The 13,668-nt window shown below is 32.7% G+C and carries 8 protein-coding genes and 3 pseudogenes; 7 read left to right on the top strand and 4 right to left on the bottom strand.

All coding sequences use genetic code 11. The features are described from left to right. Positions 1 to 350: 350 nt before the first annotated feature. From AAGD39_RS02580 to AAGD39_RS02565, 4 genes and pseudogenes are all read right to left on the bottom strand, one after another. Positions 351 to 581, bottom strand: a pseudogene (locus tag AAGD39_RS02580) (integrase core domain-containing protein); the annotation flags it as partial. Positions 582 to 668: 87 nt separating this feature from the next. Beyond that, positions 669 to 1,007, bottom strand: a complete 339-nt coding sequence (locus tag AAGD39_RS02575) for a hypothetical protein (RefSeq protein WP_341756365.1) — start codon at positions 1,005 to 1,007, stop codon at positions 669 to 671. A 506-nt stretch (positions 1,008 to 1,513) separates the two neighbouring features. After that, a pseudogene (gene gmk / locus AAGD39_RS02570) lies at positions 1,514 to 2,089 on the bottom strand (guanylate kinase); the annotation flags it as partial. 273 nt (positions 2,090 to 2,362) lie between these two features. Further along, the gene (locus AAGD39_RS02565) at positions 2,363 to 2,539 is read right to left on the bottom strand and encodes a DUF465 domain-containing protein (protein WP_341757055.1); all 177 of its coding nucleotides are present in this window, start codon (positions 2,537 to 2,539) and stop codon (positions 2,363 to 2,365) included. A gap of 228 nt (positions 2,540 to 2,767) precedes the next feature. Here AAGD39_RS02565 and AAGD39_RS02560 point away from each other — a divergent pair, with 228 nt between their 5' ends. The 7 genes and pseudogenes from AAGD39_RS02560 to AAGD39_RS02530 form a co-directional block, all read left to right on the top strand. After that, complete coding sequence (locus tag AAGD39_RS02560) at positions 2,768 to 3,718, top strand: IS481 family transposase (protein WP_341757054.1); 951 nt, start codon at positions 2,768 to 2,770, stop codon at positions 3,716 to 3,718. A 1,023-nt stretch (positions 3,719 to 4,741) separates the two neighbouring features. Beyond that, positions 4,742 to 6,430, top strand: a complete 1,689-nt coding sequence (gene yidC / locus AAGD39_RS02555) for a membrane protein insertase YidC (protein WP_341757053.1) — start codon at positions 4,742 to 4,744, stop codon at positions 6,428 to 6,430. After that, the gene (gene yihA, locus AAGD39_RS02550; protein WP_341757052.1) at positions 6,420 to 7,028 is read left to right on the top strand and encodes a ribosome biogenesis GTP-binding protein YihA/YsxC; all 609 of its coding nucleotides are present in this window, start codon (positions 6,420 to 6,422) and stop codon (positions 7,026 to 7,028) included. The genes yidC and yihA overlap by 11 nt, the downstream gene beginning before the upstream one ends. Further along, complete coding sequence (locus AAGD39_RS02545; RefSeq protein ID WP_341757051.1) at positions 6,982 to 7,908, top strand: acetylglutamate kinase; 927 nt, start codon at positions 6,982 to 6,984, stop codon at positions 7,906 to 7,908. Before yihA ends, AAGD39_RS02545 begins: the two co-directional genes overlap by 47 nt. Positions 7,909 to 8,447: 539 nt before the next feature. Then, positions 8,448 to 8,735 carry a VirB3 family type IV secretion system protein gene (locus AAGD39_RS02540; protein WP_341757050.1) on the top strand — a complete coding sequence of 96 codons (288 nt, stop codon included), beginning with the start codon at positions 8,448 to 8,450 and terminating at the stop codon, positions 8,733 to 8,735. 17 nt (positions 8,736 to 8,752) lie between these two features. Beyond that, positions 8,753 to 11,167, top strand: coding sequence for a VirB4 family type IV secretion/conjugal transfer ATPase (locus tag AAGD39_RS02535; protein WP_341757211.1), 2,415 nt, complete (start codon positions 8,753 to 8,755; stop codon positions 11,165 to 11,167). Between the two features lie 70 nt (positions 11,168 to 11,237). Further along, positions 11,238 to 13,649, top strand: a pseudogene (locus AAGD39_RS02530) (type IV secretion system protein); the annotation flags it as partial. Positions 13,650 to 13,668: the final 19 nt, after the last annotated feature.

Here is a 13,668-nt window from a genome sequence, read left to right as displayed (position 1 = left end):
CCTAAACTGATTCAACGCACATATCTATCCCTATATATAATTAATTTTGACTAGAATACAATGCTGTGTGAACATTTCTAAGTAGGAGAGAAAAATTGAAAAATGTGATAGTGTAATTTATGAACAAAAAAGCACTATCACAGATGAATTATTACATTAAAACAAAAGAATGGAAACATATTTTTAAAATTTTACAAACAAAAACGAATGTTCGTAGTAGGAACGAAGATAAATTACGACTCTTTATTGAAGATATAGGTATATAGTGACCCGAATTGTCAAACCAAAAAAAATAAGTTAATCCGTTTTTAACTATTAAAAAATACAGATAATACAAAATTTCAACATAGTTAATTCTCTTTTATTGGCCGATAAACATCAGCTGGTCTTTTATAATTGAGAGATTGATTTCGTCTCTCATTGTTATACCACTTAATAAATTCATTCAGTATTTTCTCTAAATCAGCTATACTTTCAGGCCTATAATAATATATTGCTTCTTGTTTTATTGTTCTCCACAATCTCTCAATATTTATATTATCAAAGCACCTACCTTTATGATCTATACTGATTTTAATATTATGCTCAATTAGACACTGTTAACAAAGCTTATTTAATTGATGAATAAAGTCTTTTTTGCTGCAAATTATAAGATTTTTTTGAAATAGCTATACTATTGCGGCAAAAATCTTATTAATTTTCGCTAAAAAATCCATTAATTCATCAATCAAATAAGCTTTGTTAAAAGTGTCTAATAACCTTGCTTGTTGCCTAATTGACAGATTATCGTGAATATCTAACATACTGACTCTACTATTATAATCTACAGTTTTAATTTTTTTAAGAAAATTATTTTCAACTGTAATTTCTCCAATCAGTTTATGTAAAATATTTATCTCTTGCTCTAATATTTTCAACTGCTTATTTCTTTCTGATTCGGGCAGAAAAATATCTTTAGCAGAGTCAAGTAATTTTGCTTTCCACTCATGTAAATTAGTTTGAGGCATCTTATGTTCACTACTAATCTCACTACACTCTTTTTATCACTAATTAATTCTATAGCTAACTTCGCCTTAAATCCTGGTGCATATTGTTTCTTAATACTCATTTTCTTTCCTTTCAATTTACTTGTTTTTAATAAATTTACTCGGATTAATCTATTTTTTTGGTCCTATTTTAGGGGGGCATTATAAACATTTAGGGATGTTTAAAAATTTCAAATTCAAGTTTAATGATAGCAATGGTTCAAAATTTTAAAAGGATAATTAAATTAAAATTATCTCTTTATATTGTACCCATTGCTACTAAAAAGTTAATATTAATTATTTTTATGATGGCGGCTGATTTTGTAAAAATTTAAATAAATAAGGTAAAAATTTTATTGATTTGGATATAATTTTTGACCACAAACATGTATCATCTCTTACGTCTACAGCCTTTTTGATGGAGCGGCTATATATAATAATGCACGTTGCCAGTCATTATAAAAATTATCTAAATTAAGTCTTATTCTTTTCACTCGTTCAGCAGTTATTATCGAATATATTGTTTTAAGAGTGATATCAAAATTATCATTAATAACCACGTAATCATAATATTTAGCATATTGCACTTCTTTGGTTGCCAATTTCATACGCAACTCTATTGCGTCTTTACTATCTTGCCCTCTATCTTGAATTCGTTGTTGCAAAATACTAGGAGTTGGAGGCAGAACAAAAATTGTAATTACATTTGATAAGATTTTTTTTATGGATTTTGTCCCTTGCCAATCTATATCAAACAAAACATCTAACCCTTGACTTAGTAGCTCTTCTACAACTTTTCTAGGTGTTCCGTAATAATTATTATAAATATTTGCATATTCAAGAAATGCATCTTGTTCAATTAATTTATTAAATTCATCTTTGGTTTTGAAATAGTAATTTACTCCATCGATCTCACCTGCTCTGGGTGTTCTGGTGGTTGTAGAGACGGATAATTTAAGGTTACTGTCTATTTCTAAAGCTGCTCTCACTAAGCTAGATTTACCAGCAGCTGAGGGGGAAGACAAAATAATAGTTAATCCTTTACTTTTCAGAGATAGTACCATATTTATTATTCTTTTATAATAGTGTTTCTATAGTAATTTGTATGGCTAACCCGATTAGCTATACTCAAATCTTTAGGTAGTAAATTACAGGGGCGTTTAATTATAGCATTCTGCTTTAAAAGAATCAATAGACTTCCTACAAAAGTCGCTTATACGTAAGAGTTCGGGGAGGATATTCTGTTGCTGTGAATCGTAGTGTACGCGAGGGGTAGAGTACCGATATAACGTACAAATCACCAGCAGAAGTAGACTTTTGTAGGCAGTTTACTAAATTTAATTGTTGGTAATGTTCTTATATAGCAACAATATTTTATCTTTTAACATTAATTTTTGTTTCTTTAATTGTTTGATTTTAATATCATCCTGAAAATGTAAAAATGCAGCGTTTATTAGTCTTTGTAAATCATCATGTTTTTTTTGTAAACTTTGTATATGGTTCTTGATATTCATTTTTAAACTCCATAATCAATTAAAAACTAAGGGTAGTAAAAACTAAGATTTTTATAAAACCAACTTTATAAAACCAAAAGTTATTTTAATACAAAATAATATACTTTAAAAGGAAAAAATATAGTTATTACTACTGATAATAAAAAAATTACTTGTGGCAATCTCTAGGTGTTTAGTCCCAGGGTGTAATGTTGTATATTATAAAGAATTACCATCAAGAGAGGAATTATGGGACAAATATTACACGGCTGTGCCAAAACGACAGAGGCAATACGTTTCGCAATCCAAAATAGTCAAGAGAGCTTAAAGACTTTAGCAAGAAAATATTCTATTAATCCTAAAACAGTTGCTAAGTGGAAGAAACGAACTACATTACAAGATACTTGTATGGGTCCCAAAGAACCATCTTCTACAGTATTAACTTCTGAAGAAGAAGCTATGTGTATAGCATTTCGTAAACACACTTTATTATCTTTAGATGATTGCTTATATGCTTTACAAGTCAGTATTCCCAAGCTTACTAGATCTTCTTTACATAGACTTCTTCAACGCCATAATGTTAGTAGGTTACCGGAAGTAAAAGGAAATAACAAAACCAAGAAGAAGTTTAAACTTTATCCAATTGGTTATTTCCATATAGATATTGCTGAAGTCAAAACAGAAGAAGGTAAACTCTATCTATTTGTTGCTATTGATCGCACTTCAAAGTTTGTGTATGTAGAACTTTTACCAAGATGTACCAAGACAGAAACAGCACAATTTCTTCGTAATTTAATTAAAGCTATACCTTATAAAATTCATACTATTTTGACAGATAATGGTATTCAATTTACTAACAGAACAGTAGATAAGCATGCTTGGATGCATATTTTTGATCGTATTTGCTATGAATACAATATTGAACACAGGCTAACAAAAGTTAATCATCCATGGACTAATGGACAGGTAGAACGTATGAATCGTACTATTAAAGAGGCAACTGTTAAACGTTTTTATTATGACAATCATCAGCAACTTAAACAACATTTATATGATTTTATCAATGCCTACAATTTCGCAAAAAGACTTAAAGCTCTTAAAGGTTTAACTCCTTATGAATTTATCATAAAAACATGGACATCTGATCCAAATAAATTTATTATTAACCCTAACCTCCACATCCTGGGACTAAACACCTAATATTACCTCCTGTAAAATTTATTTCTATTTGACGATTTTTTACTTTCGATTGGTAATTTAATCCTGTACAATTTGTCATGACAAAACCTTCTGTATAATGTTCTTTTAACACCGATATTATACCATATTACGAGGGTTTTGTCTCCTGACTTTCATGCATTATTCAGGCTAGCCCGGATATTGCATGATAGAAATGAACCAATTGTGCTAGCCCTTGTCTCATGAGGGTTACAGGCTAAAATATATAAAATTTTAAATATACAATTTGTATTTTTGTGCAATTCTTCCAAACTCCTTATATTACAAGGGGTTCAGAGATAAATATTGATACCTTCATGCAGTATCCGGGATAGTAAGCTACTACAGGAATAAAAGTAATAGCACTAAAGACACATCTAAGAAATATTATCTGAGAAATATGAATTTTGCTATCATGTCATTATTAACACTGCTCATAATACTTAGAATATACCATGTGATAGCTATAAAATATCTTTTATTTTTTATAGACATGATATTATCCCCATTTCAAAATTATCAATATCCATCACTTCTATATTTTAATTTACATATCAAACACATTTTATATGTAAAGTGCATTAACAAAAAAACTTACTGCCTGATGTAATTTACCTTATAATTACAGAAATAGGTATGAAGAAGTTACAGAGGTAAGTTTAAATAATCATGATTACATCAATAAATCAAATTTCTTGATTAATTTACTTAAATCTTATAGAATTTATGGGGGAAGTATAACTAACCCGAATAGATTCTGATATTGTTGTAGTCTCCTAAATGTCATTGCGATGAGGTGCGAAGCTCGAACGAGGCAATTGTAAGCTGTCATTCTTAGCAACGGTGGGAATCTAAGATACCTGCTTGTGCAAGGTTGACGCAAAACAGGATTGCCTCATTGCCACTAAAGTGACCTTCTGCAATGACGTAGAAGCTATAACGACTTAGCTATAAATAATGGTTATCCATTATTTTTATAATATTAAATTATTTTTTAGACCGATAATGAATCACAACATATTTAACTTGGCAGCTGCAATTGTCCTGTCCATTGGTATTATTTTTGGATGGCAATACTTTTATGATAAACCAAGATTACAAAAACTAGAACAGCAAAATAAAATACATAATAAGCAAGTTCAAGAGTTAAAGAAAAAGAATATTCAAGTAGAAATCCCTAAAGAAGGTGAAGCATCTATTTCTGCTAAGAGAATTCGGATAAACTCAAAATTACTTTCTGGATCAATTTCTTTAAAAGGACTCCGGTTTGATGATTTAATTTTGTTGAAATATAAGCAAGATCTATCACCAAACAGTAAACCTGTTGTATTATTTGCTAATTCTCAGTCAGAAGAAGCTTATTTTGCTGAAATAGGCTGGTTTAATAAAGATAACAGTACTATCCTTCCTGATAGCGAAACTCTTTGGCAGGCTGATAATGATGAGTTAACTCCTACAAAAGCTGTAAATTTATCATGGATTAACAAAGATGGGATTAAATTCTTGATTACGATAAGTATGGATAGTAATTACTTATTTACCATAGAGCAAACTACGGTAAATGATAGTAATCAACCAATTTCAGTCCAATATTATGGACTAATTAACCGTAAATATATTGGCAAAGAGAAATCAGTTAATATACTACATCAAGGACCAATTGGGGTTATTGATGGTAGGCTTAAAGAGCATTCTTTTGATGATTTAAAAGATAAGAAAACTGAAAAATTTTTGCAAGGCACTGTTGATTGGTTGGGCATAACAGATAAATATTGGTTAGCCTCCTTAATTCCGGATAAAGTTAGTATGTATAGTTCTAACTTTAATTATGCAATAAAAAACGGTGTTGAAAAATACCAAGTCGATTTCATTTCTCCAGCTCACACTATAGGAGTAGGAAAAAAGTTCACTATGTCACAAAAATTATTTGCCGGAGCAAAGAAAGTTGACTTATTGGATCAATATGAAAAGCAATATAATATTAAGTTATTTGACCGGGCAATTGATTTTGGTTGGTTTTATATAATTACTAAGCCAGTCTTTAATGCTATGAACTTTTTCTATCTCTATGTTGGTAACTTTGGTGTTAGTATCTTGATTGTAACCGTTATCATAAAACTGTTAATGTTTACTTTGGCTAATAAATCATATCGTTCTATGAAAAGAATGAAAAATCTTCAGCCTGAAGTGGAAAGAATTAGAGCTTTATATGCTGATGATAAAATGAGAGCTAACCAAGAAGTTATGGCTTTGTACAAAAGGGAAAAGGCTAATCCTCTTGCTGGTTGTCTGCCGATTATTGTACAAATCCCGGTATTTTTCTCAATTTATAAAGTGTTATACGTAACTATTGAGATGCGTCAAGCACCATTTTTTGGTTGGATAAAAGATTTATCTGCTCCTGATCCAACATCAATTTTCAACTTATTCGGATTACTGCCATTCACTTGCCCAAGCTTTCTAATGATTGGTGTATGGCCTATTCTCATGGCTCTGACTATGTTCTTACAGCAAAGGATGAGTCCAGAGCCAGCTGAGCCGATTCAAGCGCAAGTAATGAAATTTATGCCGCTAGTTTTTTTAGTAATGTTTAGTAGTTTTCCAGCGGGGTTATTAATTTATTGGTCCTGGAATAATATTTTATCAATAATTCAGCAATATTACATTAATAAGCTAGATAATAATGTCGGTTGATAAGGTTACAAGGCTATTTCGTCAGGAGGTAAAATTTATAGCTGGTGTGGCAAAAATCAATCAGTTTCCTAGTACATCTTTGCCAGAGATTGCCTTTGTTGGTAAATCAAATGTTGGTAAGTCGAGTTTGATTAATAGTATATGTAATAATTCAAGTCTTGCTAAGGTTTCTAATACTCCTGGTCGCACTAGGCAAATAAATTTTTTCTCCCTTGTCGATAAACTTATTTTAGTTGATCTTCCAGGATACGGCTTTGCTGAAGTTCCCATATATATAAAACAACAATGGGAAGTATTAATAACATACTATCTCAGAATGAGTGTAAACCTCAAATTAGTAAATTTATTGATTGATGCTAGAAGAGGGCTGAAGCAGAATGATATGGAAATTGCTAAATTGTTACTTTCTTGCAATAAAGATTTTCAAATTGTTTTCACAAAGTCAGATAAGGTAACACATAAAGAAAACCTAACGACGATAGCACAGAATTTTCTTGCAACTTTAGGCTACTCCTGTAATGTAATTTATACAAGTAGTAGGAGTAAAGAAGGTGCAAAAGAATTGCAATTTAGTTTGGCAAAATGCATTAAATTATAAAGAAAAGGAAGGTAACGGTTTTGCCCATATAAAAGACACTGCCTTAATTAAAGATATAATAAGACGTAGTAGTGAAGTTAGAGATCAAGTTATGGTATTTAAGCTACCTTCATTAATTATTGGTGATGACAAATTATTAACGAGTTTTGCAGAAGTAATACAATTACTTGACAGTTGTGGTATCAAAATCTTTATAGTGCATGATCATACTGATTTGGTAAATGATACGCTAAAATTGTTTGGTTGTGATGAAAAATTTATCGATAATATTAAGGTAGCGGATTATAAAAGTTCACAAATTATGGAAATGGTTTTGTCCGGGTATATTAATAAGCGTATAGTTTCCAAGCTCTGTAGTTTAGGTTGTTATGCTATTGGTATTTCCTGCAAAGATGCTAATCTTATTCAAGCTAAGAAATCAAAATTATTACATAGGAGAGATGCTAATAAAGATGTAATAGATATTGGGTTTATCAGTGAACCAGTTATAGTAAATCCTGAGATTTTAATAAATTTTGAGGATAGCAATATTATTCCTGTTATAGCACCAGTAGCTAGTGATGAAAAAGGTAATACGCATTTGTTGGATGTAAATATGACTGCCTCAATAATTGCCTCCTCATTAAATGCCGAGCATCTAGTGTTATTATGTGATAGGACAGAATTTACCGAAGAGAACTATATACGCGTACAGGATGTTGATGTATTAAAAGAAATGCTGAATGAAGTTGTTGAGCCTAAAAAAGTTGGCTTGATTGGGGCGGCTTTAAGTGCTATTCAAAACAATACTGATTACGTACATTTTCTCAATGCAACTTTCCCCGATTCTATATTATTAAGCATGTTTACAAGTAAAGAACGTGAGTTGCCAATTATATAAAAAGATGTAAGCAAATAGTCATTGTGAGGAGTTGCCTCGGTGGCGACGAAGCAATCCAAATGAAGTGGATTGCCACGACCACTCACGTGGTCTCACAATGACTTGTGTGTCTGTAATTCGTCATTGCGAGGAGTGCGTAAGCACAACGAAGCAATCCAAATTTAACCGTTTTCTAGATTGCTTCGTCGTAGTAATGCTACTCCTCGCAATGACAATTAGGTTACGTACACCACTTTGCTAATTTGGTATACATTTTCTAGGTTACTTATGGAACAAAAATAAGCAATACCACAAAAATAATGAAAACAGCTATTAGTGGAGCATAAAAATCTGCTATATTTACAGATATACTAAAATGAATTGAAAAGTTGGTAGACGAAGGTCAACTTCAAGAAGAGCTAGGCAGTAGCAAAGTCGAGCTGCTAGGCGTATATTAGTACGTGAGTAGCAGAGAGCTTTAGATACGACGACGCCAATTCTTGAAGTTCATCAAGTATATAACCGAGTTTGGGTTAATTAGAGTTAAAGAGAGTTAATTTATGTCAGGCAGTTTAGTATCAGATCCATTATTTGTTGGTTTAACAAGACCTGCAATGATATTTGGTGTTAGTATAAAATTTGCAGCACTTAATATGATCATATCTATGTCATTATTTATTCAAAGTAATAGTATTATGAATTTGCTTGTTGCCTTTGTGATTCATATGATTGGGTATGTAATATGTTTTAAAGAACCAAGATTTATAGAATTATTCTTAAATAAATCTTCTAGATGTAGTCAGTGTCCTAATAAATCATTCTATGGGGCGAACTCGTACGGTATTTAAAAGAACAGTATAAAATGATAAAATTATCTGTAACAAAAACAGCAAAAGAATCGAGAGCTAGGAAAGAAAAACCTACTTCTCACTTTATTCCTTATAAGTGCCATTGGGATAGTAATACTATCTTAACTAAAAATAATGAATTGTTACAAGTAGTAAAGATAGGGGGTTTTTCCTTTGAAACGGCTGATGATGAAGATCTAGATATTAAAAAAAATATCAGGAATTCGTTACTTAAAAATATGTCATCAGGCAATGTTGTGATGTATTTTCACACTATCAGAAGGCGTAGGCCAGTGATTTTTGATGGGATGGAATATACCTCCGATCCTACCATAAAAGTACCTAATGATTTCACAACTTACTTATCAAATGAATGGCGTAAGAAACATGCAGGATATAGGTCGTTTTTTAATGAGTTGTACGTTAGTATCCTTTATCGACCGGATAAAGCTGGAGTTGCTGTAATCGAGTATCTCGTTAAAAAGCTAATGCAAAAGTCTAATAAATTGGCTTGGGAAAATGACATGCGAGAAATGCAGGAAAGTTTGCAAGAAATGTCCTCAAGAGTAGTTAATACATTTCATAGTTATTCGGCTAGGCTACTTGGTGTACGCAAATCTAGTAGTGGTTATTGCTGTGATATTATGGAGTTTCTTGGTACTTTGGTAAATTGTGGTTCTTCAATGCAAATGGTTGTTCCAAGAAGTTCAATAGACCACTATCTTCCAACCCATAGATTGTTTTTTGGTTCTAGATCTATAGAAGCCCGTGGTCCAGCTGGCAGGAGATACGCTGGTATACTAAGTATTTTAGAATATGGTCCATCTACATCAGCTGGACTCTTTGATGGTTTTTTACAAATGCCTTTTGAATTTGTCATGACTCAGAGTTTTATTTTTGCTAATAGAACAGTGGCAATTAATAAAATGCAACTACAGCAAAATAGGATGATTCAAGCAGATGATAAGGCCGTATCACAAGTTGCCGAAATCTCTCGAGCACTTGATATGGCGACTAGTGGTGATATTGGCTTTGGAGAACACCATTTTTCGCTTCTATGTTCCGATAGTAATTTAAAATCCCTTGAGGATACCCTATCTATGGCTTCTGTTGAGCTATCCAATTCTGGAATTCAACCTGTTAGGGAAAAAATTAACATGGAACCGAGTTATTGGGGACAGCTTCCCGGGAATATGGATTATATAGTAAGGGGATCTACTATCAATACTTTAAATATGGCTAGTTTTGCATCTATGCATAATTATCCACTAGGTAAGGTTTTTAATAATCATTGGGGAGAGTATGTGACTGTACTCGATACTACTTCAGGTACACCTTTTTATTTCAATTTTCATGTTAGGGATGTTGGGCATACTTTAATCATTGGTCCAACTGGAGCTGGTAAAACAGTATTAATGAATTTTTTATGTGCCCAAGCACAAAAATTTAAACCTAGAATGTTCTTTTTTGATAAAGATCACGGTGCTGAGATATTTATCAGATCACTTAACGGAGTGTATACCACGATTGATCCGGGGGGAGAATGTAACTTTAATCCCTTGCAACTTGATGATACAGGGGAGAATAGGACATTTATACTAGAATGGCTTAAAGTATTGGTTACTTCTAATGGAGAATCGCTATCATCAGAAGATAATAAGACTCTATCACAAGCAGTAAGTGGTAATTTTAAGCTGGAGAAGAAGGATAGAAGATTAAAAAATGTTGTAGCATTTTTAGGTATCGACGGTCCTAATAGTTTGGCAGGTAGGATTGCTATGTGGGTTGGTAGAGGTTCTCATGCAAGAATATTTGATAATGAGACAGATAATATTGATTTGCAGAAAGCTCGAGTCTTTGGCTTTGATATGACAGAGTTGTTAAAAGATCCAATTAGTCTTGCTCCTGTACTACTATATATCTTCCATAGAATTAGTATTTCTTTAGATGGTCAGAAAACTATGATAGTTCTTGATGAGGCATGGGCTTTGATTGATAATCCGATATTTGCTCCGAAAATCAAGGACTGGCTAAAAGTTTTGCGTAAGTTAAATACTTTTGTAATTTTTGCTACCCAAAGTGTTGAAGATGCAGCTAAAAGCAGAATTAGCGATACTTTGATTCAACAAACTGCGACACAAATATTCTTACCAAATCTTAAGGCAACCGATATTTATCGTAGTGCTTTTATGCTTAGTCAACGAGAATATGTTTTAATAAAAACTACAGACCCAACATCGCGTTATTTTTTAATAAAACAAGGAGTAGATGCGATTGTTGCTAAAATAAATTTAGATGGTATGAATGATATTATTAATGTTCTTTCTGGTCGGGTTGAAACAGTGCTATTGTTGAATCAGATTAGAGAGCAATATGGTGATGATCCTGAAAAATGGTTGCCTATATTTTATGAGGAAGTAAAGTCACTTTAGTTGGTTTATGCATTACAAACATAAAAAATTATTAACTCTATTATGCTGTCACTTCAGTGCCAATTGGTTATTGTATGGTGCTAAAACATTTGGTAGGATACTGATTTTATGTAGTACACTCAATTTTACTGTTATCCATAGTAGTTATGCAGAAGAAAAAGGTACTTTAGATACTATAATTGATATTCTTTCAGGTTTAACCTGTGAGACTCAAGGTGTTGGCGACTTATTACGTACAGAATTTTCTCACACTTGTATACCAGCATCATTTTTTTCCTTTGGTATTGCGAATATAATCTCGCCAGGAATGTATGCCAATACGATGCTGCGTCTTAAAATAAATGACCATGAATTATTTGATATACCTTACAATTACCCTGGAGGGCAGTGTGCAAGAAATAATAAAATTGATCCAATTGATCCCAAAATAACCTTTGCATTTTGTAATAATATTAAGTTAGCAGCTGTTAGAGTTGAGGCAATAGCCATTTCTGCCATTGCTATTGCTAAAGCTTTATTGACTGGTACAGATCCGTGGGATGATATTATGGAGGCGTGGAAGAGTAATAAGAGCGGATACCATACTATTTATCAGGATCAAAAAGACGGTGATACTGGGGTAATGTTGGATGTGCCTCTGCCGGTTGTTTTTAAAGTAGTAAGGCAAAAGGATACTATGTGTGTAGCTGCTCCCACTATAAGGGCAGACTGGGTAGCGGTTGGTTGTAAGTATATTAGAGAGCCATACCCTGAATCTATATATGCATCTTTTATGAGTCTTGATGGCAGCAATGCTAAAGAAGGCTCTAATAACACTGCTACTGATCCAATGGCAATAGTTGATTGCGGCTTGTCATCTTCTAGTTGTTACCAAAGGGCTTATAATAATTCTAAGACCGCCATAGTCATTTCTTCACCATTAATCGAATGTATTAAGGAAATGACAGCCAGATTACTGATTAGTAAAGATGTTTGTACATTTGATGATGTTAATAAGGTGATTAATTCCAGTAAAAGGGAGAGTAGTGTATTATTTCAATTCCAACGTAATATGCACAGAACTGTCACCGCTTTATTAACTATATATGTAATTTTCTTTGGTTTTAAAATTATACTTTCTAGTGAAGTTCCGCCCAAAAATGAAATAATTAATTTTATATTAAAAATGTTATTTGTGACCTATTTCTCTGTAGGTATAAATATTACTCCTAGTAGCAGTTCTGACTATAATCGACTAGATGGTATGGTGCAGTGGGCTTTTCCGTTGTTATTAGGGGGAATAGATACGCTTGGTGGTTGGGTTATGAATGCTTCTCCATCAGAATTGTGTAAATTTGAGACTAAAGATTATGTCGATAAAAATCTTTCTTATATGCCCTTGTGGGATGCATTAGATTGTCGAGTAAGTCATTATTTGGGATTAGATATTCTCTCAACTTTATTGGTAGAAAATCAATATAGAAATCATAATTTCGAGAATTTTGACTTTTTTAGTTTTTCAGCCCCACCTTATGTATATTTACTGATTCCTGCTATTATTTCAGGTAACATGACTCTCGTGTCTTTGGCGCTTTCTTATCCTTTATTAGTGATTTCTGTTGGAGCATTTATGGTGAATGCTACAGTGATGTGTATGGTATCTATAGTAATATTGGGTGTTTTGGCGCCTCTTTTTGTCCCGATGTTTTTATTTGAATATACTCGTGGTTATTTCGAATCGTGGGTAAAGCTACTAATATCATTTTTATTACAACCTATGGTTGTGGTAACCTTTATGATTATGATGTTTTCAGTTTACGATATTGGTTTTTATGGTCACTGTAAATATACAGGTAAAACCATACAAAATAGTATAGAAAGTGGAGGTGACGGAAAAAGAGCAGTAAAAATATTTTTTGTTAATAATAAGTGGAGTGAATATAATAGTGAAGCCGAGGTTAAAAGTTGTAAGAATAGCTTAGGTTATATGCTTAATAATCCACTTGCAACAGTTGTTGATTTTGCTAAAGATAACCTAAATGAAATGCTTACAGAGAAACCAGGAAGTGGTAGTACAAGCAGTCATCTATCTAAATTCCAGTTTCTGCAGGGTATTGTTATGGGACCCGGTATGTTCTTTGTATCACCAAAATTACTTTTTGAGAAGATTAAGGATATTGTTCTAGCGTTAGTTACTGCCTGCTTTACTTTGTATTTAATGTATCACCTTAGTGCTAAACTGGCAGAATTTGCAGCTGATATGACTGAGGGTGTAGCACTTAGTAGTGTTGCCATTCATCCGCAAGCAATATATAAAGCTGGTATGGCTGCTATTGGAGCAGCTGGAAAAATGGGAGCGGCCGATAAAGCAGCCGGGGGCGGTGGAGCTAAGGATACGATGGGAGGAGGAAGTGATGGTGGCGGTAGCGACGAATTAGACGGAGATAGTAGTTCTACTGATGGTGAATCAGGAGGAGATACCGTAAGTACTGGTGGTTCAGCTGGGGCTACTGGAGCAGTGG

The organism is Candidatus Tisiphia endosymbiont of Nemotelus nigrinus (assembly GCF_964026475.1).
Taxonomy (GTDB): Bacteria; Pseudomonadota; Alphaproteobacteria; order Rickettsiales; family Rickettsiaceae; genus Tisiphia.
The sequence above is the reverse complement of the archived record's forward strand: the minus strand, read 5'-3'. Positions and strand labels throughout refer to the sequence as shown.